Source organism: Ferrovibrio terrae (assembly GCF_943372915.1).
GTDB classification, from domain to species: domain Bacteria; phylum Pseudomonadota; class Alphaproteobacteria; order Ferrovibrionales; family Ferrovibrionaceae; genus Ferrovibrio; species Ferrovibrio terrae_A.
This window is the reverse complement of sequence record NZ_CALSAN010000003.1, coordinates 140,558-166,243: the sequence shown is the minus strand read 5'-3', so window position 1 is coordinate 166,243 and position 25,686 is coordinate 140,558. Positions and strand designations below refer to the sequence as shown.

Sequence of the window (25,686 nt, the reverse complement as noted above, 5' to 3'; positions counted from 1 at the left end):
GCGGCGAAAGCATGGCGCCAGCGCCGGGTATCTTAGGCAAGATTCTGCTGTTCGCCAGTGGTGGCCCGCATGCCATGCAGAAATGCCGCGGTTTCCGCCACTGCTTCCCGGATGCCGATGCGGCGGACGTCCACGCTGGCCGGGAAGGCCGAGAGCAGGCGGGTGGGCAATTGCGCATCCAGCACGACAAACACGCCGTAATCCTCGGCGCGGCGCAGCAGCCGGCCATAAGCCTGTTTCAGCTTCAGGCGGGTCAGCAGATCGTCATAGGCCTGGCCGCCGAAGGCCGCCTTGCGCGCCTTGTGCAGCAGATCGGGCCGTGGCCAGGGCACGCGGTCGAAGACGGCGAGCCGCAGCGATGCACCCGGTACATCGACACCGTCGCGCATCGCATCCGTCCCCAGCAGGCAGGCATGCTCCTCGGTGCGGAAGATATCGACCAGCGTGGCGTTATCCAGCGGATCGACATGCTGGGCATAGAGCGGCAGGCCGGCCTCGGCCAGTGGTCGCAGGATGCGCTTCTGCACGGCCCGCAGGCGGAAGATCGCGGTGAACAGGCCCAGCCCGCCGCCACCGGCAGCCAGAAACAGCTCGCGATAGGCGGCGGCCACCTGATCCATCGCATCGCGCCGCACATCGGTGACGACAAAGACGCGTGTGCGATTGGCATAGTCGAAGGGCGAGGGGAAGGCGGCGCGCCGTGCCGGTTGCGGCAGGTGGCGCGCGCCGCTGCGAATCTCGGCACTGACCCAGGCGGCTTCGGGGGCTGCATCGGCCTTGGCCGGCGGGATATCGCGCAGGGTGGCCGAGGTGATCGCCACGCCATGGGCGGGCTTCAGCACAGCGGCAGCAAACGGCTGCATCGGATCGAGGTAATGGCGATAGAGGCCGAGATCGAGATCGCGGCCATCGATGCGCTCCAGCCCGAACCAGTCGACGAAAGTGGGCGGCGTTTCGGTCTGCAGGTCGAGCAGCATGCTGCGCCAGGCATCCAGCTCCAGCTTGCGGCGCAGCAGCCCGCGCAGCGCGCCCTCGATGCGCGACCGCGTCGCCGTGTCGAGTTCGGCCGTTTCATCGGCCAGCATGTCGCCTAAGGATTTGGTCAGGGCGTTCAGCGGCTCCAGCACACGGTCGATGCCAGTGGCGAAAGCCTGTGCCGCCTCGATCAGGCCGCTGACCGGTTCTTTCGTCGGGCATTCCAGGCCATAGGGGCTGTCCGGCTGTGGACTGCGGGCGAAAATCTGCTGTCGCGCCTTGGCCAGGAATGCCTCGCCCTGACCGACCGGATTGCCCTCGGCGATGCGCGCCAGCCAGCCTTCGCCGGGCAGGCAGCGTGCGGCTTCCACCACGGCTTCCAGCGACGTCTTGCCGCGTTCATCCTGCGCCACCAGGTCGCCGATGCGGTTGGCGATGCCGCGTGCGCGGCTGCGCCGTCCGCCTTCGGGCCCGCGCAGCCAGCGCCGCAGGTCGACGCCTTCCATGCCGGTGAGATGGGCGGCGAAAGCACTATCTGCTGCTTCGAACAGATGATGGCCTTCATCGAAAACATAGCGCAGCGGCTTCTGGCTGTCGTCCTCACCCATCGCCGCCTGGATCATGACGAGTGCATGATTGGCGATCACCATTTCGGCCTTGCGCGATTTGCGCACGGCACGTTCGATAAAGCATTTGCGGTAATGCTGGCAGCCGGCATGGATGCATTCGCCGCGCTGGTCGGTAAGACCTAATGTGCGGTTGCGGCCATGCAGGTCGACGGCCCAGGCGGGAAAGTCGCCGCCGGCCAGGTCGCCATCGCGGGTGGCGCCGGCCCAGCGCGCGATCAGGCTGAGCGGCACCAGATCCTGTGGCCGCGCCGCGCCGCCCTGCGTGGCATCTTCCAGATTCAACAGGCAGAGGTAATTCTCGCGGCCCTTGCGGACGACGACCTTGGCCTGCTTCTCGGCCGGATCGGGAAACAGGCGGTCGAGTTCATGATCCAGCTGGCGCTGCAGGTTCTTGGTATAGGTCGACAGCCACACGGTGCCGCCATTCTTCTCGGCCCAGACGCTGGCGGGGGCGATATACCCCAGCGTCTTGCCGATGCCGGTGCCGGCCTCGGCCAGCACCAGTTCGGGCATGCCCAGCATTTCGCGCGGTGCAAAGGCCTGCGCCGTGGTGGCGGCATAATCGGCCTGGGTCTCGCGCAGCTCGGATGTGGTGCCAAGCAGGCGGGCCAGACGTTCGCGCGCTTCGGTCGGCGACACCGCCTGCGTATCGGGTGGTGGCGGCGGCGCGTAGTCCACCCATTCCGGCAGTTCCTGCCAGATATCCAGCCCGCCGGCACCGCCGCTGGGCACCGTGGTGGCTTCGGGGCCCAGTGCTGTCAGCAGGTAAATCGCCCAAGGCCAGCCCGCCCTGTGCAGTGTCTGCGCCAGCCGCATCGACCGGCGCAAGGCACGCGGCTGCTGACGCGGCAGATCCTCCAGCAGAATCTGCGCGGCATGATGCAGATACTGCACGGCCTCTTCGTCATCGGCGGCATCGAGGTTGATGCGCGCCAGCAGGCCATGTGGCGTCGGCAGGCAGAAGCGCGCCGGCCGCACGAAGGCAAACAGATCGAGCAGGTCGTAGGCCGGGAACGGTTCGATGCCCAGCCGCGTCGCCGTCGCCTTGGCATGCACCAGCAAGGGCGGCGTGGCGCGGGCGCGGCGGGCGGCAGCCTCGGGCGACAGTTTTTCCAGTTGGCCGTTCTCGAACCACCAGGCAAAACCGCCGCCGGCCACCAGCGCCGGCAGTCGCCCCAGCGCGGCTGCCAGGGAGGTGGTCATGTTTACTGCGCCGCCCAGACGATGCGGGCGATCCAGGCGATGTCCTGCACGTCGAAGCCACGATCAGGATAGGCGGGATTGAACGAAGCCAGTTCGATGCGCGTCAGCGTGCGGCGCGCCAGCAGCTTGCACATCACCTCGCCCTGGATGGTCTTGGCGATCACGCGGTCGCCACGGCGCACGCTGGCCGCTGGCGATACGATGACCACATCGCCGTCGCGGTAGACTGGCAGCATGCTGTCGCCGCTGATTTCCAGCGCATAGGCCTGGGTGTCGCCCAGCTCCGGGAAGGGCACTTTTTCCCAGCCTTCGCCGGTCGGGAAACCCGCATCGTCGAAAAAGCCGTCCTTGCCGGCCTGGGCGAGGCCGATCAGCGGGATGCGCTGGATGCTGCGCGGCACGCCGCCGGTCTCGCTCAGCAGGTCCATGAATTCCGGCACGCTGGCACCGGTCGCCTCGATCACCTTGGCGATCGATTCCGTGGATGGCCAGCGCTGCTTGCCATCGCGGGATACCCGCTTGGAGCGGTTGAACGTGGTGGGGTCGAGGCCGGCCTTGCGGGCCAGCCCCGAGGCCGTGAGGCCATAACGGTCGGCGAGGCCGTCGATGGCGGCCCAGATCGCGCGGTGTGTCAGCATGGGAAGATTGTCTTGCAAAACAGATGTTTTGCCTACAGGAATATTCTCTGATTACGGGTTTGACATGAGAACATAATAGGAATTATAACACTCATATAGGCGCGAATGGCGCCTGCGTTCTGCTCGCATCAGGTCTGGATGTGAAACAGATGAGTGAAAATCCAGCTAAACCGGGACTTCATTCGCCCTCTGCGGCTGCATCCCTGCCGGCGCGCCCGGCCCGGGCCGTGGTGGTCTTTGCCGAGGAAACCCGGCTGCCCAAGCTGCGCTGCCTCAAGCCCGGCTTTCGCCATTGCTATGCCTACATGGCCCTGCCCGGCGGCTGGGTTGGCATCGATCCTCTTGCCTATATGACTGAAATCAAAGGATTCTATGACTGGCCCGCCGATGCGGACCTGGCCGGGCATCTGCGTCGCCTGGGCCACTGCGCGCTCACGGTTCCGGTGCTGCAGCCGCCCCGCCGGCTGGCCCCGCCGCTGCCGTTCTCCTGTGTCGAGGTGGTGAAGCGTCTGATTGGCCTGCAGAGCTGGTCGACAAGAACACCTTGGGAACTATTTCTGCATTTGCGGAAAATATGCCTTGACGATGACCATCATTCGTTCTACATTCACCTTCAATAGGAACAAATAGCAAACACTCCCGGTCGATACGCAACGAGGACTTACCGCCATGGGTGGGATTTTCAGCTCTCCGTCACCGCCGCCGCCTCCGCCGCCACCCCCGCCGCCTGAGCCGGTGCCGACTGAAAGCGATGCCGAACTGGCCGAGAAGGCGGCGCGCGAACGCCGTCGCCGCGCCCAGGGCGAGACGATCGCCACCTCATGGCGCGGCATCAACGACCCTGCTGGTGCAACCCTCAGCGGCGCGTCGTCAAACAGCCAGGCGTCCAAGCGCCTGCTCGGCGAGTGAGGCAGAGAAGAATGGCGACGACCGATCGCATGATGCCTGGCGCGGCTGGCTCCGCAGCGGACGCGCATGACCCGCTGCGCCCTGATGCCCTGCGTCGTCGCTACGAGCGCATCCGCAATCAGCGCGGTGGGTGGGAAGCGCTGTGGCAGGATTGCTACGACTATTCCCTGCCGGCCCGGCGCCCCAACAATCTGGGCGGCACGGCAAACCGTGTCAGCGAGCGACTGTTCGACGCCACCGCAGCCGATGCTGCCGAACAACTCGCCGCCACGCTGCTGGCGCAACTGACACCGCCCTGGTCGCGCTGGTTCGCTTTCCAGCCCGGCCGCGATGTGCCACAGGAACAGCGCGGTGTCATGGCCAGCGAACTCGATCGCGCGGCAGAACTTCTGCAGGCACAGTTCGATCGCTCGAACCTGGCGGTCGAGATTCACCAGGCGATGCTCGATCTCGTGGTGGCCGGCACCGCCTGCCTGGCCTGCGAGGAAGCACCGCTGGGCGAGCCGAGTGCGTTCCGCTTCAGTGCCGTGCCGCTGACCGATCTGGCACTCGATGAAAGCGGCAGCGGTCGCATCGACATTGTCTTCCGTCGCCAGGAACTCTCGCTCGAACAGCTGGGCCAGCGCTATCCAGCGCTGGAGAACCAGGCATGGTTCGCGGCGCGACGCCAGCGCGAGCCCGATGCGCGGCTGGGCGTGCTCGACTGTCTGCTGCCGGCGCCGGCGCCGCGCCACGGCTATCTGTTTGCCACCGTTCTGGAAGATGGCACGCTGGATGAAGCCGCCAGCCTGCTGAGCGTCGGGCGGTTCGAACAGGCGCCGTTCATTGCCTTCCGCTGGCTCAAGGCACCAGGCGAGGTCTATGGCCGCTCGCCGGTGATGAAGGCGCTGCCCGATATCAAGACCGCCAACAAGGTGGTCGAGCTTGTGCTGAAGAATGCCTCGATTGCCGTCACCGGCATCTGGCAGGCTGACGACGACGGCGTGCTCAATCCGGCCAATGTGAAGCTGGTGCCCGGTGCGATCATCCCGAAGGCGGTCGGTTCCTCTGGCCTTACGCCACTCTCGGCACCGGGCCGCTTCGACATCTCGCAGATCGTGCTCGATGACCTGCGCGGCCGTATCCGCCATGCCCTGCTGGCCGACCAGCTTGGCCAGATCAATGCGCCGCGCATGACGGCGACCGAAGTGATGGAACGTGCCGCCGAAATGGCGCGCCAGCTCGGCGCCACCTTTGGACGCCTGCAGTCAGAGTTGCTGACTCCGCTGGTGATGCGCAGCGTCGCGATCCTGCAGCGGCGTGGCGAGATTCCGCGCTTTGCGCTCGATGGTCGCGAGGTGGCGCTGGTGCAGAAGTCGCCGCTGGCGCGCCTGCAGGCCCAGGGCGATGTGCAGGGCGTGCTGAGCTGGCTGCAGCAGCTGCAGGCGCTCGGGCCGGCAGCCATGCAGGTGGTGGACAGCGTTGCCGTCGCGCGCTGGCTCGGCCGCACACTGGGTGTTCCCGGCGAATTCCTGATCGAGGCCGGCGAGGCTCCGGCCGACACCGGCGGCGGCCTGCCGCAGCATTTGACGCAGAACCTTGCCCAGGCCGCGCCGCAGCTGCAGCAGATGCTGCAACAGCTGGCCGGCGCACAGCAAACCGCGGGAGCCGTGCAGTGAGCGAGACGATGATGGATTCGATTCAGGGCGATCTTACCGCGGCTTTTGCACGCTGCTTTCGCGGCAATGACGGCGAGCGCGTACTGGCGCATCTGCGCCGCATCACCATCGAGCGACGGCCGGCGCCGGATTGCAGCGATGCAGAGCTGCGGCATCTGGAAGGCCAGCGTCATCTCGCCGCCTACATCGCGCAGCTGGTCGCGCGCGGCCAATTGGGTTCGTGAAGCTTTATCGGAACATTTCGGGATCAACGAAAGGGATATGCGATGACAGCCAACCTGCTTGATGCAGATATGCCGGACGGTGCCGGCGGCGAGGCCGATCTCGGTGGCGTGCCGGAGAAATTCCGCGATCCGCAAACCGGCGCGCTGCGCGCGGATCTGCTGCTGAAATCCTATCGGGCGCTGGAGCAGAAGCTGGCGGGCATGGTGGCCCTGCCGGGCGATGACAGTGACGAGGAGACACGCCTGCGGTTTCATCGTGCCCTGGGCGTGCCGGACTCGCCCGATGGCTACGAGATCACGCTGGGCAATCCTGCCCTGTCGACGGACCCCGACGTGAACCGTCGTCTGCATGAAGCCGGTTTCACGCCGGCCCAGGCACAGCTGGTCTATGACCTGGCCTGCGACCATGTGGTGCCGCAGTTGCAGCGCATGGCTGGCGAATATCGGCATCGCGGCGAACGCGAACGTCTGGTGCAGCGCTATGGCAGCGAAGCGCGGTTCGCCGAAACAGCGCGTGCGCTTGAGGCCTGGGGCCGGCGCAACCTGCCGGAATCGGTTTTCAGTGCGCTGGCTTCTTCATACGAGGGCATCTGTGCCCTGGAGTCGATGATGCAGAACGGCGATCCCGCGCTCAGCCGCGGCGAACGCGGCGCGGATGCAGCGCTGAGTGAAGACCAGCTGGTCGGCATGATGCGCGACCCGCGCTACTGGAAGAAACGCGACCCCGAGTTCCTCGCCAAGGTAACAGACGGCTTCAAGAGGCTGTACCCGGGCTGATCGCGCACGGCTGGCGCTCGCGACAGCGGCGATGGGCGCGTCATCGCTGCACCGCAGATGCCGGCTGACGACATTCCCGCCAACCGACAACCGCGAACCGGGTTTTTTCCGGCGCGGCCGGATGGCGCGGCGGCGACGGCGCCCCGCTTATTTCAGCGGGATAACGCTGCGGGCCGCATGAACCGGCCGGGCAACCGGCCCTGACAACTCTGACGAAAGGAGCGTCTGATGACGCCGACGATTGAACAATCCTTCGTCCGCCAGTTCGAGCACGATGTGCTGGCCCGTACACTCTGGGGCGAGGCCAGGGGGGAGGGCCGCGATGGCATGCGCGGCGTGGCCTCGGTGATCTGCAACCGCGCCGCCCGGCCCGGCTGGTGGGGTCGCAGCATTGCCGAAGTGTGTCTGAAGCCCTGGCAATTCTCCTGCTGGCTGGAGTCCGATCCCAACCGGGTCAAGCTGCTGGCGGTTGATGGCCGCGATCGCGCCTATGCCACCGCGCTGTCGGTCGCCACCGATGCACTCGCCGGCATCCTGCCCGACTACACCTTCGGCGCCACCCATTACCATGCCGTGGATTGCGCGCCGGACTGGGCCAGGGGCCGCACCCCCTGCGTGGTGATCGGACGGCACGCCTTCTACAACGACATCGACTAGGGAGAGCCGGTCATGCTCGACAAGCTGCTGGTCGCCAATATCGCCTCACCCATCGAAGCCATTGGCAATGTTTTCGATAAACTCTTCACCTCGGATGCCGAGCGCGCCCAGGCGGAAGCGGTGCTGGAGAAACTGCGGCAAAATCCGGCCGCGCTGCAGGTCGAGTTGAACAAGATCGAGGCAGGGCATCGCTCGGTTTTCGTCGCCGGCTGGCGCCCGGCGGTGGGCTGGATCTGCGCGGCCGGTGTCGGCTGGGCCTATCTCGGCCATCCGCTGTTCCTCTGGGCGGCGGCGCTGTGGTCGCCGGGCCTCAAGCCGCCGGAGATCCATACCGACAGCCTGTTCGAACTGGTGCTGGCCATGCTTGGCATGGCCGGGCTGCGCAGCTTCGAGAAGACGGCGGGGAAGACGAGATGATTCGAGTCGTATAAGCTATGACACCGGTACGACAGGATAGTCAGGAATCATGCAGCATATACTGATCATTGTGGCCGCTTTGCTAATGCCGTTTACAGCTCTTGCAGCCGACTTTCAATATTCGAACATGTTAGGGAAATGGGTCGTGCGTGGGGTGCGCCTGGTCGACGAAAGCGGCGTTCAGGCCCTGCTGCCAAATGACGCTCAATATATGGGAGCGGTTATAGAGTTTCGGGGAGATGGTATCAGCTGGATAAAAGGCACTAAGTCGCGACCGCTGCCAGTTCTTTCTTTCTTCAATTGCACTCAGCCACCAAAGTTAGCCTCGTTGCATCGGATCGAGCGCGATGAGTATGCCTATCGTGTCGATGGAGGTTACAAAGTGATGTGCGGAAGTCGATGGGACGTACCTGTTTTATTGCCCGTCGATTCTTCAACAGTCCTTCTTTATTGGTACGATGGTGGAATTCTATTGTTGAGGCGCAACAAGCAATGATTTCCTTTAGTTCCCAAGGCTCGGCAGGCCGGAAAATTCCGGCTCCGATAAAAGCGTGATATGCCTAAAATCATGACCGTGATCTACCGCATCATCTCGGAAACCGACTGGGCAGCGGCGCAGGCCGCCGGCGCCTTCAGCGGCACAGCCCATGACCTCCGCGACGGTTTCATTCATTTCTCCACTGCGAAGCAGGCCGCCGAGACCGCCGCCAAGCATTATGCCGGCAAGACCGACCTGCTGCTGCTGTTCGTGCGCGATGATGATCTGATGTCCCCGCTGAAATGGGAAAAGTCCCGCAACGACGATCTCTTCCCGCATCTCTATGGCGTTCTGCCGGTGACGGCCGTGTATCGCGTCGAAACGCTGCCGCTCGACAGCGCAACCGGCCGCCATATCTTCCCGGGAGACATGGCGTGAGCAGTGAGGGCTTCATCCGCGACCCCCATTGGGCGCGCCCGCTGATTTCCTACACGGTGATGAATCTGCTTGATGACGTATCGCGCGAACAGAGCGTGCAGACGGTCCGGCAGGTCGCCGCCATCGCCGGTTCGCCCGACCATCTGCTGGTGGCGCCGGCTGAGACCTTCCATCTCTCGCTCTATGCCATCGCGCCGGTGCGGTCGGAGTTCGACAAGGATGCCTGGTGGGCGATCCATGGCGATCTGGCACGCTCGGTCTTCCGCCGCTGGTGTGATACGCAGGTTGCCACCACGCTGCGCTTCCGCCAGCTGCGTGCGACCTCCACCGCGATCATCGCCATGGCCGAGCCTGACGAGGCGGTCTGGACGCTCCGCCGCATGATGGAGGCGGAAGTGCCGCAGCCGCCGGGTGGCACGCCGAAGTATGACATGATCCATATGACGCTGGCGCGCTACGCGCGGCCGGAGATGTTTCCGGCCGATTTCGCCGCCCGGGTCGCGGCCCTGCCGTTGCGGATCGATGCGCCGCTGCATCAGGCCAGCCTGATGCGCGAAACCGCCTATCCTCTGCTCGCCGGCGCGCCGGTCGAAACGCGGGCGCTGAAAGCTCCGGAGACCGTTCGATGAGCCTCTATCGCAATCTGGTTTTTCCGCTGGTGCGCAACATCGATGCCGAAACCGCGCATCGGCTGACGCTCAAACTGCTGCGGCATGCCCCGCTGCCGCCGGCCTGCGCCGACGATGCGCTGCTCGCCACCACGCTGTTCGGCAAGCGGCTGCCCAATCCGGTCGGCCTGGCCGCCGGCTTCGACAAGAATGCCGACGTGCCCGATGCCATGCTGCGGCTCGGTTTCGGTTTCGTCGAGATCGGCGGCGTGACGCCGAAGCCGCAGCCGGGCAATCCGCGCCCGCGCGTCTTCCGCCTGCCCGAAGACCGCGCGGTGATCAACCGCATGGGATTCAACAATGATGGTCTCGAGGCCGCCGCCCGCCGGCTTGAACTGCGCAAGGGTCGTCCTGGTGTAGTGGGCGCCAATCTCGGCGCCAACAAGGACAGCGGCGACCGCCCCGGCGATTACGCGATTTCCTATGAGCGCCTGGCACCGCTGGTCGATTTCGCCGTCGTCAATGTGTCCTCGCCCAACACGCCCGGCCTGCGCAACCTGCAGGGCCGCGAGGAGCTGACGGCACTGCTGACGCGTATCCAGCCACTGCATGAGCGGCTGAAGACGCCGCTGCTGGTCAAGATTGCGCCTGATCTGGCGGACGAAGACATCCAGGCTGTGGCCGAACTGGCGCTGCAATTCCGCCTCGATGGCATCGTTGCCACCAACACCACGATTGCCCGGCCAGACAGCCTGCGCAGCGGCAATGCGAGAGAAACTGGTGGCCTGTCAGGCCAGCCGTTGTTCGAGCATTCGACCGCTGTGCTCAAACAGCTGTATGGCTTTTTGGGGGGGCGGATTCCGCTGATCGGTGTCGGCGGCATCGCCTCTGGCGCGCAGGCCTATGCCAAGATCCGCGCCGGCGCCTCGGCCGTGCAGCTTTACTCGGCGCTGGTCTATGAAGGCCCCGGTCTTGTCGGCCGCATCAAGACCGAGCTGGCGGCGTTGCTGAAGCGGGATGGCTTCAAGAGCGTGGCCGAGGCGGTGGGCAGGGACACACAGTAAACGCAGATCGTCACCCTCGGGCTTGTCCCGAGGGTCCATCTGCATGGTCCGATGCGCGGATGGTTGGGATGGACCCTCGGAATAAATCCGAGGGTGACGTGTAAACGAAAACGGGGCGCCGAAGCGCCCCGTCCGTAAAGCAGTGTTGTGGAGCCTTACCCGTTTTTCACCGGATTGCGCAGCAGGCCGACCTTTTCGATCTCGATCTCGATGATGTCGCCATCCTTCATGTAGACCGGCGGGTTGCGCTTGGTGCCGACGCCGCCCGGCGTGCCGGTGGCGATCACATCGCCAGGCTGCAGCGGCGTGAAGGTGGTCACATACTTGATGATCTTGCGGATGTTAAAGGTCATCAGTTCGGTGTTGGAGGACTGCATCACCTGGCCGTTCAGGCGGCTCTGGATCGCCAGGGCCTGGGCATCGGGGATTTCGTCCGCCGTCACCATCCACGGGCCGAAGCCGCCGGTGGCGTTGAAATTCTTGCCCGGGGTGAACTGGCCGGTATGGGTCTGCCAGTCGCGCACCGAGCCATCGTTGTAGCAGCTGTAGCCGGCGACGATGCTGAAGGCATCGTCTTCCGACACCTTGTAGCCGGTCTTGCCGATAATCACGGCCAGTTCGGCTTCGTAATCCAGCTTGTCGGATTCGGCAGGCTTCAGCAGGGGCTGGTCATGGGCAACCTGGCTTTCCGGGAAGCGCACGAAGATGGTGGGATGGCCCGGCGGTTCGCGGCCCATCTCGCGGCGGTGTTCGTCATAGTTGACGCCGACGCAGACGATCTTGCCCGGGTTCGGGATCACCGGCAGCAAGGTCGTGCCCTTGTAGGGCAGGTCGGCAGCCGCGCCCTTGGCGGCGGCTTCCACCTCGGCGAGCGCGCCGGCCTTCAGCACCGCAACCAGATCGGGGTATTTGGCGCCCAGCTTGGCGCCCATATCGACAATGCCGTCACCGACGACGACACCATACGAGCTCTTGCCATTGCGGACGAAGCTCACCACTTTCATCAGACTGCTCCCTGCCGGAAAAAGAAAATTCAGTATAGTTTGGGGGCCAAACGATACGCTCGGGGCGGTCTGCAAACAAGCATCGACCCGGCCAGCCCCAAACGTCCCGCCAGTCTAGTCCAGCCCCGCAGGCCCGCCCAGCCATGACCACCTTGAGAAAATCGCTAGCCAGCTTGCTGATTCCGCGACTCTGGCCCACCGGCCGTCCCGACCTGCGCCGCCGGGTGGTGATCGCCTTTGTCTTCCTGCTGCTGGCCAAGCTGGTCAACGTCACGGTGCCGTATTTCTTCAAGCAGGCGCTCGATCTGCTCGACCAGGGCATCGCGCTGGACCAATTGGTGATAGGTGCGGTGCTCGGCCTGGTGCTGGCCTATGGCATCGCCCGCATGCTGGCCCAGGGTTTCGGCGAATTGCGCGATGCGGTGTTTGCCAAGGTGGCGCAGGCCGCCATCCGCAACCTGGCGCTGGAAACCTTCAACCATCTGCATGCGCTGTCCCTGCGCTTCCATCTGGAGCGCCAGACCGGCGGCCTGAGCCGCGTGATCGAACGCGGCACCAAGGGCATCCAGTTCGTGCTGCAGTTCATGACCTTCAACATCGTGCCGACCCTGGTGGAGATCGCGCTGGTCGGCGGCGTGTTGTGGTGGATGTATGGCTGGACCTTTGCCGTCATCACGGTTGCCACCATCGGCGGCTATATCCTTTACACGCTGGCGATCACCGAATGGCGCACCAAATACCGCCGCCAGATGAACGACGAGGACACCCGCGCCAACACGCGGGCCATCGACAGCCTGCTGAATTACGAGACGGTGAAATATTTCACCAACGAGGCGCATGAGGCCGATCGCTACGACGATGCGATGATGCGTTACGAGCGCGCCGCGGTGAAAAGCCAGACCACACTGGCCTATCTCAATCTCGGCCAGGGCGCCATCATTGCCGTCGGCCTGATCGCGGTGATGAGTCTGGCCGTGCTGGGTGTGCGCGACAAGACCATGACGCTGGGCGATCTCGTCGTGGTCAACGCCTATCTGATCCAGCTGTATCTGCCGCTCAATTTCCTGGGCTTTGCCTATCGCGAGATCAAGCAGGGCCTGATCGACATGGAGGCGATGTTCAAGCTGCTGGATGTGCCGCAGGAAATCCAGGACAAGCCCGGCGCGCCGGCGCTGGCCTGCGAGCGCGGCGAGGTCGAGTTCTCCGATGTGCGTTTTGCCTATGATCCGCGCCGCGAGATCCTGTCCGGCGTCAGCTTCCGCATCGCGCCCGGCGCCAAGGTGGCGGTGGTGGGTGCGTCAGGCGCCGGCAAGTCGACGCTGTCGCGCCTGCTCTATCGCTTCTACGACATCCAGGGCGGCAGGATTACAATCGACGGCCAGGATATCCGCGATGTCACGCAGCTTTCCTTGCGCCAGTGCATTGGCATCGTGCCGCAGGATACCGTGCTGTTCAACGACACGATTCTCTACAACATCCGCTATGGCCGCGTCGGTGCCTCGGATGCCGATGTGGCGGAAGCGGCACGGCTGGCGCAGCTCGATCACCTGATCTCCCGCCTGCCCGATGGCATGGCCACCATGGTGGGCGAACGCGGGCTGAAACTGTCCGGCGGCGAGAAGCAGCGCGTGGCGATTGCCCGCGCTTTGCTGAAGAACCCGAAGATTATGGTGTTTGATGAAGCCACCTCGGCGCTCGACACCCATACCGAACGCGAGATCCAGGCAGCCCTTGCGGCGGCGGCCGAAGGCTGCACCACGCTGGTGATCGCCCATCGGCTCTCCACCGTGGTGGATGCCGACGAGATCATCGTGCTGGAGGAGGGCCGCATCGCTGAACGCGGCCGTCATCATGCCCTGCTGGCCCAGGGCGGGCTCTACGCGGCGCTGTGGCAGAAGCAGCAGCAGGCGCGCGAAGCAGAGGAAAAGGTCACCGGCGAGACGGTGGCCGTGCTGTCGGCGGCGGGGGACTAGGCCGCCGCCCAGCTGCCCGTCTCGATCAGCTGCGGCGCATAGGCCGGTTCGCTCCAGCGCACCGGCAATCCGCCTTCGATGATCTGGCCGCATTCCACCCGCAGCCGCAGCAGGCGCTGCGCGCCTTCGAAGGCGTCCACCTCCGGCCCGTCCCAGATGATCTCGGCAGTAGTTGTCAGCTGCAGCAGGTCGCCGGTGGCATAATCCACCACCAAGAGCCCGGCGCGCGGGTTGAGCGCGATATTGCCCAGCGTGTTGAAGAAATTGTTGCCGCGGAAATCCGGCAGGGTCAGCACGGCAACGCCATCGCGCTGCTCGACCTTGACAAAGCCGGGCTTGCCGCCGCGATGCGAGACATCGACGCCCTCATTGGCCGCATGGGTGGCAATGAAAACGGTATCGGCGGCATGCAGCATCGCCGTGGCACGCGGCGACAGCTGCGCCACTTCCATCTGGCGCGGCGGCGTGCCGAGCGCACCGACCAGGCGCGGCGCGCGGGCCTGGATATACTGCGGGCAGTTGCCGAAGCTCTGTTCGACATGCACCGTAAAGCCACTCTCATCCAGCGCGCTGACGCGGCCGTTCATGCGATTGCGCCGCCGCGTTTCCGGCTGCAGGCCGAGGATGCCGAGCGGCGCATCTTGTGCCAGATGGCGCTCCAGCGGATCGCCGGCAATCGGCTTGGCGGCAATGTGCAATGTCACCGGGTCGGGCGACAGCACGAAGCCCGGCCGGCCCGCCAGCATCGAGGCCCAGGGCCGGCCGCACTCGTCCACGCTGCCGACGACGAGCGTCGGCAGCAGGGTGAAGAAGTCGCGATGCTGCTCGGGCATATAGTCGCGCAGCACCACCTCGGCGGTCTTGGCCATGCGGGCCTGCAGCACCGGGCTCACCCGCCGCTGCAACGCCTGTTCGCCTTCATGAAAGCGTCCCATCTGTCTCTCCTGTCTTACGCCGCCACAGCGGTCTTCGGCATTGGCACGAAGCCGGGCAGGGCCTCGATGCGGCCGAGCCAGGCGCGGATCTGCGGATAGGGCTGCAGCGACACGCCGCCCTCGGGCGCATGCGCCGTGTAGGAATACAGCGCCAGATCGGCAATCGTCGGTGCGGCGCCGACCAGGAAGGTCTGCTGCGCCAGATGCTGTTCCAGCACGGCGAAGAGAGCGGTGGCCACCGTCTTGGCGCGGTCATGATCGAACGGCGCCTTGAACAGGGTCACCATGCGCGCCGCCGCCGGCCCGCTCGCCAGTTGCCCGGCGGCGACCGAGAGCCAGCGCTGCACCTGGGCGGCCTGCACCGGATCGACGGGCAGCCAGCGGCGCTGCTCGTCATAGCGGCTGGCGAGATAGACCAGGATGGCATTGCTGTCGGCGATGACAGTGTCGCCGTCTTCCAGCACCGGCACCTGGCCGAAGGCATTCTTGGCCAGGAAGGCCGGCTGCTTGTGTTCGCCGCCACCCAGATCGACATCGATCAGCTCGGCGCGCAGGCCGAGCAGGTTGAGCAGCAGTTCGGCGCGATGGGCATGGCCGGAGAGGGCGAAGCGGTGCAGGCGGAGGGTCATGGCGGGTTCCTTGGGCAAAGCGGATGCCGCCTAAAATGTCATTCCTGCGAGAAATGATAATAACCCGCTTTTACAACTCACTATTTCATATTATGAAATAATACCATGGACCGTCTGGACGCCATGCGCATCTTTATCTCGGTGGCCGAGAAGGCCGGATTCGCCGAGGCCGCCCGGCAGCTGCATCTGTCGCCGCCCTCGGTGACGCGCGCCATCGCCGGGCTGGAGGAGCGGCTGGGCATCAGCCTGTTCCAGCGCAGCACCCGCCATGTGCGGCTGACCGAGGCCGGCGAGCGGTTTCTCGCCGATGCGCGCCGCATCCTGGCCGAGCTGGAGGAGGCCGAGGCCTCGGTGGCCGGCGACCATGGCGCGCCGCGCGGCGAACTCAGCATCACCGCCTCGCAGATGTTCGGGCGGATTCATGTCGCCCCCGTGGTGCAGGATTTCCTCACCCTGCATCCGCATGTCAGCGCGCGGCTGCTGCTGCTCGACCGTGTCGCCAATCTGATCGAAGAAGGCTTCGACATCGCCGTGCGCATCGCACACTTACGCGATTCATCGCTCAGTGCCATCCGAGTTGGCCATGTGCGCAGTGTGGTGGTGGCCTCGCCGGCTTATCTGGCGCGGCATGGCATGCCAAAAATCCCATCCGACCTGATGCGGCACAGCACGGTGATGTTCTCGGCCGGCATCGCCGCGAACAGTTGGGATTTCATGGTGGATGGTCATGCGCTGTCGCTGAATCCGCCGACACGCTTCTGGGTCAACTCCTCCGAAGCGGCGATCAACGCGGTGCTGGCCGGTCATGGCCTGACGCTGGTGCTGTCCTACATGGTGGCGCCGCTGGTGGCGTCTGGCGCACTGCAGGTGGTGCTGGCCGATTATCAACTGCCGCCGGTGCCGGTCAGCCTGGTGCATGCCGAAGGCCGGCGCACCAATGCGAAAGTCCGCGCCTTCCTCGATTTCGCCGCCGAACGGCTGCGCGCGCTGCCGGTGCTGCGGCAGTAGGCGGCAATACCATCTTTAGGCAGAGAAAACCGGCAACCGGGCTATTGGCGGCGCATAAATCGGCGAGGTGGGTCTTTAAGCCCGCCGCCGCAGTGGCTACATTGCCCCTGTCACTTAATTCCAAAGGTTTACCCTGTCCATGGACACGATCCGTTCCGTTCTGGTGCCCATCCATCGCGAAGGCTGGAAGTTCATCGCGATCTTCGCGATCGTGACCCTGCTGCTGTTCTGGGTCGCCACCCCGCTGGGCTGGCTCGGCGTGATCCTGACCTGCTGGTGCGCCTATTTCTTCCGCGACCCCGCCCGGGTGACGCCGACCCGCGAGGGGCTGCTGATCTCGCCGGCCGATGGCGTGGTGCAGATGATCGAACGCGCCGTGCCGCCGGAAGAACTCGGCATGGGCAGCGATGCGCGCACCCGCATCTCGGTGTTCATGAATGTGTTTGACGTGCATGTGAACCGCGTGCCGATTGATGGCGTGGTCACCGCGCTCGCCTATCGCCCGGGCAAGTTCCTCAATGCCGCGCTCGACAAGGCCAGCATCGACAACGAGCGCCAGTCGATGCGGCTGAAGCTGACCAACGGCAAGGAGATCGCCGTGGTCCAGATTGCCGGCCTGGTCGCCCGCCGCATCCTGTGCGAGGCCCGCGAGGGCGAGACCTACAAGGCCGGCGAACGCTTCGGCCTGATCCGCTTCGGCAGCCGCGTCGATGTCTATCTCGACGATGGCATGGTGCCGCTGGTGGTGACCGGCCAGCGCTGCATCGCCGGCGAGACGGTGATCGCCGAGGATGGCGCCACCGAACAGCCGCGCAGCGGCGCAGTGCGCTGACGCTTTAATCCTGTCGTAACGCTGCCCGGCTAGGGTTCCGGCCGGGCAGTGGTACGAGGAGGCCTGACATGAAGTCGATCAAGCTGAAGACGCCGCATCGCCTGGGCAAGCTGCCGCTCAACACGCTGGCGCCCAATATCCTCACCATCATCGCGCTCTGCTCGGGCCTCACCGCGATCCGCTTCGCTCTGCTCGGGCAGTTCAAGTTCGCCGTGCTGGCGATTGCCACCGCGGCTTTCTTCGACATGCTGGATGGCCGCGTCGCCCGCCTGCTGAAAGGCGCGTCGAAATTCGGCGCCGAGTTGGACTCGCTGTCGGATTTCCTGTGCTTCGGCGTGGCGCCGGCGATGGTGCTGTATTTCTGGACCATGCATGAGATCGGCAGCGGCAACACCGGCTGGCTGGTGGTGCTGGCCTTCAGCGTCTGCGCCGCATTGCGCCTGGCGCGGTTCAACACCGCGCTGGACGATGCCGAAAAGCCGCAATGGACCGGCAGTTTCTTCACCGGCGTGCCGGCGCCGGCGGGTGCGGGCCTCAGCCTGCTGTTCCTCATCATCAATCTGGAACTGGAGAGCGAGTTTTTCCGCTCACCCTATCTCAACGCGATCTGGATGCTGTGCATCGGCGGCCTGATGATCAGCCGCGTGCCGACCTATTCCTTCAAGCGCGTGCGGGTAAAGCGCGAATATGTCGGTCTGGTGCTGCTGGGCGTCGGCGTGTTCGTGGCGGGATTGCTCAATCAGCCCTGGTACACGCTGGCGGCGATGGAGCTGGCCTATATCGTGTCGATTCCCTTCTCGGTGAAGGCGCATAACCGCTTCAAGCGCGGCGAGGGCCAGACCGTGGCGGCCGGTGACGCCCAGGATGGCGTGCCGGCGGCGGACCAGCCGGCCCAGAGTGCGGGTGAGGGCGCGGGCCAGAGCGAAACCACCGAGCCGCCGCGCAGCATCCTTCACTGAGGCTTCAGGCCGTCACGTCAGCGCCGCGATCAGGGCGGCCGTGGTGCTGACGGTCGCGTATTCACCATCGAGATTGGCCAGCGACAGGGCGTGCACGTCCGCAGCCGGCATCACGCGGCCATCCAGCAAGCGCTTGTCCACCGCCCAGGTCGCATCCGCCGCCAGATGGGTGTCAAAGCCCAGATTGCCGGCCATGCGCACGGTGGCTTCCACCGAGTTGTGAACCAGCACGCCGCAGATCACCAGCGTGGTATGCCCGGCGGCGCGCAGCCGCGCTTCCAGGCCGGTGCCGATGAAGGCGCTGTTGGTGCGCTTGGCAATCACCGGCTCACCGGGCAGCGGCATCGCCTCCGGCTTGAACGCATGGCCCGGCTGGCCGGGGCGATAGGCGGAGTCCGGTCGCGTGGAATCGTGGCGGATGTGATAGAGCGGCCGTCCGCTGCTGCGCCAGGCGGCGATCAGCGCGGCGATGTTGCGTTCGCCATCGGGATTGTTGCGCGGCCCCCAATAGGGGGCGTCGATCGCCTGCTGCAGGTCGATCACCAGCAGGGCGGCCGTGCGGGGCAGCGGACTCACGGGCTTAAAATCCCCAGGGTCAATGGCTGCGCCGTTTCTGCTCGGCCAGCTTCTCTCTCAGCTTGGCGGCAAAATCGCCGCCATCCTGCTTCTGGGCCAGGAACAGCTCGATGGCCAGCGTGGCGCGTTCCTGGTCGGTCACCGCCGGGCCCTTGCGGGCCACCTTCTCGGCCAGCCGCACGATCTGCGGGTTCAGCTTGGCCCGGATTGCCTTGATCTGCTGGGCCAGCAGGATGCGGGGGTCTTTGGCCGGGCCGGTATAGCGCTGGGCCGGCTTGGCTGCGGCCGGCGCCGGCTCCGCGCCGAACAGCCGGGCCAGAAGGCCCGGTTTTGCGGCAGGTTTGGACGGCTTGGGCTTGGTCAAGACTGGCTTCTTTCCCCGGTATTCAACCCAGGCGTTTCCCTGTGGTTATTAACGATTCGCTCTAATAGGTGCCACAATACTTTAATTCCTTGTCAAGCATCAGGTGCCATCATACATCTTAACCATGAGCTTATTTGTACCACCCGTTACGTCGCTGCCTCAAACCCAGCCGACCACCGCGGCTCAGGGTCTGAACCAGGCGAACCAAGCTCCCAATGCGGTCCAGGCGGCCGCAGCGGTGACGGCTGTGCCGGTGGGCAACCAGACCCGCATGGCGGCCAGTGCGTCCGGCAACAGCGGCGGCACTGCCATGGCCAAGGGTGACAAGGGCAAAAAAGCCGACTCGCAGGCTTCGGCCACCGAGACCAAGACCGATCATGCCCGCCCGCGCGGCATGGGCCGCCGGGCCGATCTCAGCGTCTGATCGCCGCTGCTTCTTCCTCTGACATTTCATTTGTGAAAATGCCGCGTCGGTGAAACCACCGGCCTACTGCCGCGTTCTGTCTGCATCCGCAGATGGAGGTCGCGCCGTGAACCCGATGCAGTATCCCCGTTACGCCCGTCAGGGCCTGCCGCGCACCGGCGTGCCGATGTCGGAGCTGTCGCGCTGCGGCCTGACCACCGTGGAACGCGGCGCGCGCCTGTATTTCGCCCAGGATGTGCAGCCACTGGTGCTGCAGGCCTGCCGCGCCCATGGCATCGGCTTCGACCTGTTTGCCGCCCGCTTCAACATGCCGCGCGGCGCGTTGGTCCTGGTGCGGAAGGGACAGGATCCGGTGCCAAGGCCGGCGCAGCACGCGATCGAGGATTTCGTGCTGCGGGGTCTGAGCCTGGGTGCCGGCATCACCTCCTGGCAGGGCGCCGCTGCCACGGCGCAGGACCGGCTGTAAGGCCCAGTCTCGCTGACGCATTTTGTCCCGCACTGGTCACCGCGGGCGGCCCGGCCGGGGAAACTTTCCCGGCCGTTTTACTGTTTGGTCTTCGTGATCGGCGGCGTCAACATGGGCCGCGCCGGCATCCGGAGAGCCCGATGACCCTGCACCCCGCCATCCAGCCCGATGACGACTTCCTGCTTGATGACGGCCTGCCCTGCCTGCGCCGGAACGGCACGCTGTATTATCTCGGCGACATGCAGCCGCGCGTGCTGGAGGCCTGCCGCCGGGTCGATCTCAGCTTCGAGCAACTCGCCGAGAAACTCGGCATGACCCGGCCCGCCCTGCTGCTGATCCTGAAAGGCTATGACCCGGTCCCCCTGCCGCTGAAGAGCATGATCGACCGGCTGGTGGCGCAGGTGGGCCTGCTGCAGCCGCCCACCAGCTACTGCGAGATTCCGGCCGAGCGGATGCCGGCCCATGCAGCCCCGGTCAAGGAAGTGACGCTCAATGAAGTGACGGCCACGGTCGAGGCGTCATCCACAAAGATGATGGGCACGATCATCACCGTGGCGGCGGAAGAGGTGCTGATCCCGCAGGGTGTTTCGCTCGATCACCGGCCAGTGGCGCCACCGGCTGCACCACCCGTCGGGGCCCCGCCGGCGCCGCCGCGAATCGGGTCACCCCCGGCCTTCACCCCCGGCCTGCGCCGCACCTATATCAGCCGGGCCTCGCGCGAACAGCACTGAAAAAAGCGGCTTGAAATTCATTTTTGCCGGGGCAATATCTGGCGCGATCGCAGTGTTTGGAAAGGGGAGATTCACTGTGCAGCACTCCAGCACCCTGCTGGCGTCCGCGATGGCCAACCTGGAAACCAGCGGACCCGCGAACAAACTGTTTTTCACCCGCGATGTGCAGCCCGTAGTATTGGAAGCCTGTCGTCGCCACAATATAAGCTTCGACGAATATGCCGCCCGCCTCGGCACCACGCGCACGGCGCTGGTGCTGATGCTCAAGGGCATCGATCCGATCCCCTATCGCATGCGCGATTCGCTGCGCGACTTTGTCGATGCCGCGCGCCATGGCAGAGCGGCCACTGCGGCCTGAGCGGACTCGTCGCGACAGATTTTGTTAACCAAAGGCCGTCACTCTCCCTCGCGTGACAACCGATTCGACACGCGATTCATTCTTGGGGGATAAAGACATGCCGGCCCGTATTCGGCACCTGCGCACTATTCTCGCGTCCATCAACGAACAGCTGCAGCAGGACGGTCTTCGCCCCGAAGCGCGCGCTTATCTCGAACGCACTGCCGATGCCTGCCGCACGGCGATCCGCGATCTGGCGATCAAGCTCTAGAGCGTACAGTCTGCCAGCCGGTCAGCCATTTCAGCAGGCCGGCATTCACCATCAGCCCGATCAGGATCAGCGCGGCGCCGCCGAGTTTGATCGCTGACGGGATTTCCTCCAGCACCATCCAGGCGCTGAGCAGGCCGAACACCGGCACCAGCAGGGTGAACGGCGCCACCAGCGATGCCTTATACTGCCGCAGCAGCAGGCTCCAGGCGGCGAAGCAGGCGGTGGTGGAAAGCAAGCCGATATACAGCACGGCCATGATGCCGCGCGTATCCAGCGCCGCAAAGGCGGCCGCGATGGCCTCCGGCCCCTCAAAGATCCAGGACAGGCCCAGCATCGGCAGCGGCGGCACCGCGCTGACCCAGATCATGAAGGCGAGCGGTTGCGGCGCGGCGGCGCGGCGCGTCAGGATATTGGCAAAGCCCCAGCAGGCGGCGGCAGCGATCAAGGTGGCAAAGGCGATCAGCCCGGCGCCCATATCCATGTCCGCGGCGATGACAACGAGACCGAAGGCGGCAATCGACAAGCCGGCCCATTGCACCTGACCGGGCCGTTCGCCCAGCAGCAGGGCCGCAAACACCACGCTGAACAGCGCCTGCGCCTGCATCACCACCGAGGCCAGGCCCGCCGGCATGCCATGCGCCATGGCGAGGAACAGCAGGCTGAACTTCATCACGCCCAGCACCAGCCCGGTGCTGATCACCCAGCGCCACGGCACGCCGGGACTGCGGAAAAACAGCAGGAAGGGCAGGCTGGCAACGGCAAAGCGCAGGCCGTTGAACAGCAAAGGCGGAAAGGCATCGAGCCCGAGCCGGATGACGACGAAGTTGAAACCCCAGATCGCGGCGATCAGGACGGCAAGGGCAACATGGGGCATGGGCATGGGCGGGGCGGCCTTTTTCTTTTATGGCGGCGAAAATGCCCGCCGCGGCGCTCCCGGGCCAGAGGAAAATTGTCGGGGTACATTCAACAGACTACGATCTGTCCGACACTTACCATTAAGGTAAATTGTCGGGCGGCAATATGGCGCTCGACAGGCCGGCTGCCGCTGGGCAGAGACAGGGCTTTACACCGGATGGTCTCGATGAATCAGCAAGCTCCAAACCAGACTCTTCTGCCCTCGCAGCGCGCCCTGTTCGATATCCCCGAGGATGTCGCCTATCTCAACAGCGCCTATATGGGGCCGATGCCGAAGCTGGCGGTGGCCGCCGGCGAAGCCGGCATGCGTGCCAAGCGGCAGCCCTGGAAAATCGCGCCGGTCGATTTCTTCACCGAATCGGAAGCCGTGCGCGCGCTGTTCGCGCAGCTGGTGAATGCGACAGCCGACGATATCGCGCTGGTGCCCTCGGTATCCTATGGCATGGCGGTGGCGGCCAATATCCTGCCGCTGCACGCCGGCCAGACGGTGATCACGCTGGCCGAGCAGTTTCCGTCCAATGTCTATCCCTGGATCGAGCTGGCCAAGAAAAGCGGCGCCCACTTCATCACCATCCCGCGTCCATCTGATGATGACTGGACCGCGCGGGTGCTGGAGCGCATCGACGCGAGCACCGGTATTGTCGCCCTGCCGCATTGCCACTGGACCGATGGTGGCCTGCTCGACCTGGTTGCCATCGGCGCCGCCTGTCGCAAGGTGGGCGCGGCGCTGTGCATCGATGCGACGCAGTCGATGGGCGTGATGCCCTTCGATGTCGCTGCCATCCAGCCCGACTTCCTGGTGGCCGGCGGCTACAAATGGCTGCTCGGGCCTTACACCTATGGCTATCTCTATGTGGCATCGCGCTGGCAGAATGGCATGCCGATCGAGCAGAACTGGATCGCGCGCAAAGATTCGGAAAACTTCGCCGGCCTGGTCGACTACAAGAGCGATTACCAGCCCGGGGCGCGTCGCTTCGATGTGGGTGAGCGCAGCAACTTTGCGCTGACGCCGGCGGCCAAGGCATCGCTGGAATACCTGCTGGGTCTCGGCACGGCGCGGATTTACGCGACGCTGAAGACGCGCAACGATGCGATTGGCGAACGCGCCAGGGCGGAGCTGGGGCTCGACACCGTGCGCGCCGACCGCCGCGCCGGGCATTATCTCGGCCTGCGTTTCGGTGATGCAGTGCCGGCTGACCTGCCGGGCAAGCTGGCAGCGCAGCAGGTGTTTGTCAGCGTGCGCGGCAAGGCGATGCGGGTGACGCCGCATGTCTACAACACCGAAGCCGATATCGAGCGGCTGTTCGCCGTGCTGAAGGCGGCGCTGTAGACGAGGCGGCCGTCAGGCCGGCGCCATGCCGGTGGCAACGGCAATTTCCGCTGCCGCCACCGGATACCAGGCATCGAGCTGGATTTCGGTGCGCAGCGGCCCGTCGCCATGGCCCTCATTGGTCTTGAACACGGTGACGCCGAACAGATGGCGGATGTTGCCGTCTGCATCGGCGAGCGGCAATGCGATCCGCTCGATCGGCACCGGCAGGCTGCGGTTGCGCGTCATGCTCTGTGCCTGCTGGTAACAGATGGCCGGCCGCTCGATCACCCCGCGGAGCAGGGCCGTCACCACCGGCAGCATTTCCGGCGTGTAGATATCCTCCAGGCTCAATCCCTTCGGATTGCTGCCGTGCCACTCGATCATGTTCTGGCCGAGCAGGTGGAAGCGGAAGCGGCCATCGGGATCGTGGTTGACGATCCAGATATCGGGCAGGGCGGCAGGGAATTGCAGCGGATCGAGATCGCGCAGGGCCGGCACCCGGTTGCCGCCAGCGCGATACAGCGTCAGCCAATGCTGCGCGACGGCGCACTGGCCCGGCAGAGTCAGGCTTTCGGTCAGGGACGATAACGGGCGATTCACGGCGCCAGTATATCTACCAGATTGGCCGTTGCATCACATTGATCGTCGTGGCGCCTGCTTACGTGCCGCGGCCCCACAGGCCGCAATAGCGCCGCGCCACGAAGGGCAGGTTGTTGGCATAGCCCGGCCAGCTTTCGTATTTCGGCAGCTTGAATTCCTTCTCCGCCGTGTCCCAGCATTTGCCGTCCTGGGCCAGCAGCTTCATCGCCGCCGAGGCATCCTGCAGGAATTCCAGCTGGGCGCGCACGTCATCCTTGGTGCCGAGCCGGTCATTGGGGCCGGGATGGCCGGGGATCAGGCGTTCCCAGTCCATGGTCAGCACCTTCTTCATGAAGACTTCGGTTTCCAGCGGATGGAAATCGATCATGCCGCGGCCGGGTACGGCGCCGACCGGGATGGTGTCGACGATGAAGACGATCTTCTCCTTGGGCAGGCGCATCACCAGGGTGGAATCGGAATGATTGAGGCCGTGATAGGTCAGCTCCAGCGCGGTGCCGCCCAGCGTGATGGTGCGGCCCTTGTCGCCCACCACTTCATCGGGGATCACGGTATGCGGGTCTTTCAGCTTGACCAGCCGGTCCTTGGCGCGTTTGTGCGCGATGAAGGTGGCGCCGGCCTCCTTCAGGGCCTTGCCGCCGGCGATATGGTCGTAATGGTGATGGCTGTAGATCACGTATTTGACCGGCTTGTCGGTCACCTTGCGGATTTCATCGAGATACTGCTGGCCGCCGAACGGCTTGCCATAGGCGACCGGATCGGTGGCGATCACGCCTGCCGATGTCACCACGAACATGGCCTGATGGTTGCCATTGCGGAAGACATAGACATTGTCGGTGCCCGCCACCTTGGTCGTGGCAATCGGCGGGCGGGCGGGTTGCTGCGCCTGAACCGCGCTGGTCATCGCGGTGGCGGTCGTCAGTGCAAAAGCGGCCAGCGCTGCCAGCAGAAACGGCTTGAGTGTCATGTCTCCCCCCTTTTTAGCCGGCCGGTTGCAGACGGCCGCACGGGAGCAGGCTAGCGCAAGATGACGGCAGATGCCGGGCAACTTTTGGTGATCGGCCCGCTTCCCCCGCCTAGCAGGCGGAGCGCACCGGTGCCTGCAGGCTGCCGCTGCAGGGGATGCGGTAGCGATGCTGGAAATCGGTCGACGCCAGCGACTGGGTGTCGTCGCGGTCGAAACGGAAGAACACCGTGGCGCTGATGATATGGCGCGGCACGCCGTCGGCATCGGCGAGCGGCAGGCTGATGCGCTGCAGGGCGACGGAGTAGTTCCACTGCGGCTGCATGCTGCTCAGGCCATGCAGCGCGGCGGCGGGCTGGTGCAGGATCGCATGCGCCATGTCGAGCAGACGTTCGCGGGTGGGCGATTCAACCAGATCGCCCAGGTTTTTCTGCCGCACATCCTGGCCATAGAACTCATTCACGTTGCCGCCGGAGAGGCGGAAACGGAAGACATTGCCGCCCTCGTGATTGAGGATGCAGATATCGGGGAGATGCTTGCCCAAGTTGAGCGGGTCGATGCCATGCAGCGGTGGAATCCGGTTGCCGGCCGCGGCATAGAGATCCAGCCAATGCGCGACCAGCGCGCGGTGGGCCGGCAGTTTCATGTCGTCCAACAGGGTATTGAAGTCATAGGACATCATCGCACCCTCGCCGCTATGGTCATTATGCGGTC

The 25,686-nt window shown here is 65.0% G+C and carries 32 protein-coding genes; 21 read left to right on the top strand and 11 right to left on the bottom strand.

The genetic code is table 11. From position 1 onward, the window contains the following. Positions 1–32 precede the first annotated feature (32 nt). The gene (locus AAG821_RS03575) at positions 33–2,807 is read right to left on the bottom strand and encodes an ATP-dependent DNA helicase (protein WP_341910184.1); all 2,775 of its coding nucleotides are present in this window, start codon (positions 2,805–2,807) and stop codon (positions 33–35) included. A 2-nt stretch (positions 2,808–2,809) separates the two neighbouring features. Further along, a complete protein-coding gene (locus AAG821_RS03570) occupies positions 2,810–3,445 on the bottom strand; it encodes a helix-turn-helix transcriptional regulator (protein ID WP_341910186.1) in 636 nt (211 codons plus the stop codon). A 227-nt stretch (positions 3,446–3,672) separates the two neighbouring features. On the opposite strand from AAG821_RS03570, the gene AAG821_RS03565 reads away from it, so the two are divergent. The 11 genes from AAG821_RS03565 to AAG821_RS03515 all read left to right on the top strand — a co-directional run bounded on the left by AAG821_RS03565 (position 3,673) and on the right by AAG821_RS03515 (position 10,675). Continuing rightward, positions 3,673–4,065: a hypothetical protein gene (locus tag AAG821_RS03565; RefSeq protein WP_341910188.1), complete on the top strand. Its 393-nt coding sequence runs from the start codon at positions 3,673–3,675 to the stop codon at positions 4,063–4,065. 115 nt (positions 4,066–4,180) lie between these two features. Further along, a complete protein-coding gene (locus tag AAG821_RS03560) occupies positions 4,181–4,354 on the top strand; it encodes a hypothetical protein (RefSeq protein ID WP_341910190.1) in 174 nt (57 codons plus the stop codon). A gap of 11 nt (positions 4,355–4,365) precedes the next feature. After that, complete coding sequence (locus AAG821_RS03555; RefSeq protein ID WP_341910192.1) at positions 4,366–6,012, top strand: portal protein; 1,647 nt, start codon at positions 4,366–4,368, stop codon at positions 6,010–6,012. Then, positions 6,009–6,236: a hypothetical protein gene (locus AAG821_RS03550; protein WP_341910194.1), complete on the top strand. Its 228-nt coding sequence runs from the start codon at positions 6,009–6,011 to the stop codon at positions 6,234–6,236. The genes AAG821_RS03555 and AAG821_RS03550 overlap by 4 nt, the downstream gene beginning before the upstream one ends. Before the next feature lie 42 nt (positions 6,237–6,278). Continuing rightward, positions 6,279–7,013 (top strand): hypothetical protein, encoded by a 735-nt coding sequence (locus tag AAG821_RS03545; RefSeq protein ID WP_341910196.1) that lies wholly within the window; start codon positions 6,279–6,281, stop codon positions 7,011–7,013. Between the two features lie 228 nt (positions 7,014–7,241). Next, on the top strand, positions 7,242–7,670 hold the full coding sequence (locus AAG821_RS03540; RefSeq protein ID WP_341910200.1) for a cell wall hydrolase: 429 nt from the start codon (positions 7,242–7,244) through the stop codon (positions 7,668–7,670). 12 nt (positions 7,671–7,682) lie between these two features. Continuing rightward, entirely contained in the window at positions 7,683–8,087 is a 405-nt protein-coding gene (locus AAG821_RS03535; protein ID WP_341910201.1) for a 3TM-type holin, read from the top strand. A gap of 49 nt (positions 8,088–8,136) precedes the next feature. Further along, the gene (locus tag AAG821_RS03530) at positions 8,137–8,583 is read left to right on the top strand and encodes a hypothetical protein (RefSeq protein ID WP_341895484.1); all 447 of its coding nucleotides are present in this window, start codon (positions 8,137–8,139) and stop codon (positions 8,581–8,583) included. 72 nt (positions 8,584–8,655) lie between these two features. Beyond that, positions 8,656–9,003 carry a DUF952 domain-containing protein gene (locus AAG821_RS03525; protein ID WP_341910203.1) on the top strand — a complete coding sequence of 116 codons (348 nt, stop codon included), beginning with the start codon at positions 8,656–8,658 and terminating at the stop codon, positions 9,001–9,003. Continuing rightward, on the top strand, positions 9,000–9,632 hold the full coding sequence (locus AAG821_RS03520) for a hypothetical protein (RefSeq protein ID WP_341910205.1): 633 nt from the start codon (positions 9,000–9,002) through the stop codon (positions 9,630–9,632). The genes AAG821_RS03525 and AAG821_RS03520 overlap by 4 nt, the downstream gene beginning before the upstream one ends. Further along, entirely contained in the window at positions 9,629–10,675 is a 1,047-nt protein-coding gene (locus tag AAG821_RS03515; protein ID WP_341910207.1) for a quinone-dependent dihydroorotate dehydrogenase, read from the top strand. Before AAG821_RS03520 ends, AAG821_RS03515 begins: the two co-directional genes overlap by 4 nt. Before the next feature lie 155 nt (positions 10,676–10,830). Here AAG821_RS03515 and AAG821_RS03510 read toward each other — a convergent pair whose 3' ends face one another. Then, complete coding sequence (locus AAG821_RS03510; RefSeq protein WP_341895488.1) at positions 10,831–11,679, bottom strand: fumarylacetoacetate hydrolase family protein; 849 nt, start codon at positions 11,677–11,679, stop codon at positions 10,831–10,833. Positions 11,680–11,822: 143 nt separating this feature from the next. Between AAG821_RS03510 and AAG821_RS03505 the strand changes: the two genes are divergently transcribed. Further along, the gene (locus AAG821_RS03505; protein ID WP_341910209.1) at positions 11,823–13,652 is read left to right on the top strand and encodes an ABC transporter ATP-binding protein/permease; all 1,830 of its coding nucleotides are present in this window, start codon (positions 11,823–11,825) and stop codon (positions 13,650–13,652) included. Here AAG821_RS03505 and AAG821_RS03500 read toward each other — a convergent pair. Together AAG821_RS03500 and AAG821_RS03495 are read right to left on the bottom strand one after the other, a co-directional pair. Continuing rightward, entirely contained in the window at positions 13,649–14,587 is a 939-nt protein-coding gene (locus tag AAG821_RS03500) for a pyridoxamine 5'-phosphate oxidase family protein (protein ID WP_341910211.1), read from the bottom strand. The two genes, AAG821_RS03505 and AAG821_RS03500, sit on opposite strands and share 4 nt — an antisense overlap. Before the next feature lie 14 nt (positions 14,588–14,601). Continuing rightward, positions 14,602–15,216, bottom strand: a complete 615-nt coding sequence (locus tag AAG821_RS03495) for a glutathione S-transferase (protein ID WP_341910213.1) — start codon at positions 15,214–15,216, stop codon at positions 14,602–14,604. A 105-nt stretch (positions 15,217–15,321) separates the two neighbouring features. On the opposite strand from AAG821_RS03495, the gene AAG821_RS03490 reads away from it, so the two are divergent. From AAG821_RS03490 to pssA, 3 genes are all read left to right on the top strand, one after another. After that, complete coding sequence (locus AAG821_RS03490; protein WP_341910214.1) at positions 15,322–16,224, top strand: LysR family transcriptional regulator; 903 nt, start codon at positions 15,322–15,324, stop codon at positions 16,222–16,224. 139 nt (positions 16,225–16,363) lie between these two features. Continuing rightward, a complete protein-coding gene (locus AAG821_RS03485) occupies positions 16,364–17,056 on the top strand; it encodes a phosphatidylserine decarboxylase (protein WP_341910216.1) in 693 nt (230 codons plus the stop codon). Between the two features lie 68 nt (positions 17,057–17,124). Continuing rightward, entirely contained in the window at positions 17,125–18,015 is an 891-nt protein-coding gene (pssA, locus tag AAG821_RS03480; protein WP_341910218.1) for a CDP-diacylglycerol--serine O-phosphatidyltransferase, read from the top strand. A gap of 12 nt (positions 18,016–18,027) precedes the next feature. Here the strand turns inward: pssA and AAG821_RS03475 are convergent, their stop codons facing one another. Both AAG821_RS03475 and AAG821_RS03470 read right to left on the bottom strand, forming a co-directional pair. Further along, complete coding sequence (locus AAG821_RS03475) at positions 18,028–18,591, bottom strand: cysteine hydrolase family protein (protein WP_341910220.1); 564 nt, start codon at positions 18,589–18,591, stop codon at positions 18,028–18,030. Positions 18,592–18,610: 19 nt separating this feature from the next. After that, positions 18,611–18,955 carry a hypothetical protein gene (locus AAG821_RS03470; RefSeq protein WP_341910222.1) on the bottom strand — a complete coding sequence of 115 codons (345 nt, stop codon included), beginning with the start codon at positions 18,953–18,955 and terminating at the stop codon, positions 18,611–18,613. Positions 18,956–19,193: 238 nt separating this feature from the next. Here AAG821_RS03470 and AAG821_RS03465 point away from each other — a divergent pair, with 238 nt between their 5' ends. The 5 genes from AAG821_RS03465 to AAG821_RS03445 all read left to right on the top strand — a co-directional run bounded on the left by AAG821_RS03465 (position 19,194) and on the right by AAG821_RS03445 (position 21,184). Further along, a complete protein-coding gene (locus tag AAG821_RS03465; RefSeq protein ID WP_341910223.1) occupies positions 19,194–19,379 on the top strand; it encodes a hypothetical protein in 186 nt (61 codons plus the stop codon). Between the two features lie 106 nt (positions 19,380–19,485). Next, positions 19,486–19,845 (top strand): hypothetical protein, encoded by a 360-nt coding sequence (locus AAG821_RS03460; RefSeq protein ID WP_341910225.1) that lies wholly within the window; start codon positions 19,486–19,488, stop codon positions 19,843–19,845. Between the two features lie 140 nt (positions 19,846–19,985). Continuing rightward, entirely contained in the window at positions 19,986–20,576 is a 591-nt protein-coding gene (locus AAG821_RS03455; protein WP_341910227.1) for a hypothetical protein, read from the top strand. 76 nt (positions 20,577–20,652) lie between these two features. After that, positions 20,653–20,934 (top strand): hypothetical protein, encoded by a 282-nt coding sequence (locus AAG821_RS03450; protein ID WP_341910229.1) that lies wholly within the window; start codon positions 20,653–20,655, stop codon positions 20,932–20,934. Positions 20,935–21,031: 97 nt separating this feature from the next. Continuing rightward, positions 21,032–21,184 carry a hypothetical protein gene (locus tag AAG821_RS03445; protein WP_297685710.1) on the top strand — a complete coding sequence of 51 codons (153 nt, stop codon included), beginning with the start codon at positions 21,032–21,034 and terminating at the stop codon, positions 21,182–21,184. Here the strand turns inward: AAG821_RS03445 and AAG821_RS03440 are convergent. Then, positions 21,174–22,064: an EamA family transporter gene (locus AAG821_RS03440; protein ID WP_341910231.1), complete on the bottom strand. Its 891-nt coding sequence runs from the start codon at positions 22,062–22,064 to the stop codon at positions 21,174–21,176. The genes AAG821_RS03445 and AAG821_RS03440 overlap by 11 nt on opposite strands. Positions 22,065–22,265: 201 nt before the next feature. Between AAG821_RS03440 and AAG821_RS03435 the strand changes: the two genes are divergently transcribed. Further along, the gene (locus AAG821_RS03435) at positions 22,266–23,429 is read left to right on the top strand and encodes an aminotransferase class V-fold PLP-dependent enzyme (protein WP_341910233.1); all 1,164 of its coding nucleotides are present in this window, start codon (positions 22,266–22,268) and stop codon (positions 23,427–23,429) included. A 12-nt stretch (positions 23,430–23,441) separates the two neighbouring features. Here the strand turns inward: AAG821_RS03435 and AAG821_RS03430 are convergent, their stop codons facing one another. From AAG821_RS03430 to AAG821_RS03420, 3 genes are all read right to left on the bottom strand, one after another. After that, complete coding sequence (locus AAG821_RS03430) at positions 23,442–24,011, bottom strand: PAS domain-containing protein (protein WP_341910235.1); 570 nt, start codon at positions 24,009–24,011, stop codon at positions 23,442–23,444. Positions 24,012–24,069: 58 nt separating this feature from the next. Next, entirely contained in the window at positions 24,070–24,975 is a 906-nt protein-coding gene (locus tag AAG821_RS03425; protein ID WP_341910237.1) for an MBL fold metallo-hydrolase, read from the bottom strand. Between the two features lie 109 nt (positions 24,976–25,084). Continuing rightward, positions 25,085–25,654: a PAS domain-containing protein gene (locus AAG821_RS03420; RefSeq protein WP_341910239.1), complete on the bottom strand. Its 570-nt coding sequence runs from the start codon at positions 25,652–25,654 to the stop codon at positions 25,085–25,087. Positions 25,655–25,686 lie beyond the last annotated feature (32 nt).

Excerpts from the sequence above, each read along its gene's own strand:
- AAG821_RS03575 (WP_341910184.1), bottom strand. The coding sequence starts at position 2,807 with ATGACCACCTCCCTGGCAGCCGCGCTGGGGCGACTGCCGGCGCTGGTG.
- AAG821_RS03570 (WP_341910186.1), bottom strand. The coding sequence starts at position 3,445 with ATGCTGACACACCGCGCGATCTGGGCCGCCATCGACGGCCTCGCCGAC.
- AAG821_RS03555 (WP_341910192.1), top strand. The coding sequence starts at position 4,366 with ATGGCGACGACCGATCGCATGATGCCTGGCGCGGCTGGCTCCGCAGCG.
- AAG821_RS03545 (WP_341910196.1), top strand. The coding sequence starts at position 6,279 with ATGACAGCCAACCTGCTTGATGCAGATATGCCGGACGGTGCCGGCGGC.
- AAG821_RS03540 (WP_341910200.1), top strand. The coding sequence starts at position 7,242 with ATGACGCCGACGATTGAACAATCCTTCGTCCGCCAGTTCGAGCACGAT.
- AAG821_RS03535 (WP_341910201.1), top strand. The coding sequence starts at position 7,683 with ATGCTCGACAAGCTGCTGGTCGCCAATATCGCCTCACCCATCGAAGCC.
- AAG821_RS03530 (WP_341895484.1), top strand. The coding sequence starts at position 8,137 with ATGCAGCATATACTGATCATTGTGGCCGCTTTGCTAATGCCGTTTACA.
- AAG821_RS03525 (WP_341910203.1), top strand. The coding sequence starts at position 8,656 with ATGACCGTGATCTACCGCATCATCTCGGAAACCGACTGGGCAGCGGCG.
- AAG821_RS03515 (WP_341910207.1), top strand. The coding sequence starts at position 9,629 with ATGAGCCTCTATCGCAATCTGGTTTTTCCGCTGGTGCGCAACATCGAT.
- AAG821_RS03510 (WP_341895488.1), bottom strand. The coding sequence starts at position 11,679 with ATGAAAGTGGTGAGCTTCGTCCGCAATGGCAAGAGCTCGTATGGTGTC.
- AAG821_RS03505 (WP_341910209.1), top strand. The coding sequence starts at position 11,823 with ATGACCACCTTGAGAAAATCGCTAGCCAGCTTGCTGATTCCGCGACTC.
- AAG821_RS03500 (WP_341910211.1), bottom strand. The coding sequence starts at position 14,587 with ATGGGACGCTTTCATGAAGGCGAACAGGCGTTGCAGCGGCGGGTGAGC.
- AAG821_RS03495 (WP_341910213.1), bottom strand. The coding sequence starts at position 15,216 with ATGACCCTCCGCCTGCACCGCTTCGCCCTCTCCGGCCATGCCCATCGC.
- AAG821_RS03490 (WP_341910214.1), top strand. The coding sequence starts at position 15,322 with ATGGACCGTCTGGACGCCATGCGCATCTTTATCTCGGTGGCCGAGAAG.
- AAG821_RS03485 (WP_341910216.1), top strand. The coding sequence starts at position 16,364 with ATGGACACGATCCGTTCCGTTCTGGTGCCCATCCATCGCGAAGGCTGG.
- pssA (WP_341910218.1), top strand. The coding sequence starts at position 17,125 with ATGAAGTCGATCAAGCTGAAGACGCCGCATCGCCTGGGCAAGCTGCCG.
- AAG821_RS03455 (WP_341910227.1), top strand. The coding sequence starts at position 19,986 with ATGACCCTGCACCCCGCCATCCAGCCCGATGACGACTTCCTGCTTGAT.
- AAG821_RS03445 (WP_297685710.1), top strand. The coding sequence starts at position 21,032 with ATGCCGGCCCGTATTCGGCACCTGCGCACTATTCTCGCGTCCATCAAC.
- AAG821_RS03440 (WP_341910231.1), bottom strand. The coding sequence starts at position 22,064 with ATGCCCATGCCCCATGTTGCCCTTGCCGTCCTGATCGCCGCGATCTGG.
- AAG821_RS03435 (WP_341910233.1), top strand. The coding sequence starts at position 22,266 with ATGAATCAGCAAGCTCCAAACCAGACTCTTCTGCCCTCGCAGCGCGCC.
- AAG821_RS03425 (WP_341910237.1), bottom strand. The coding sequence starts at position 24,975 with ATGACACTCAAGCCGTTTCTGCTGGCAGCGCTGGCCGCTTTTGCACTG.
- AAG821_RS03420 (WP_341910239.1), bottom strand. The coding sequence starts at position 25,654 with ATGATGTCCTATGACTTCAATACCCTGTTGGACGACATGAAACTGCCG.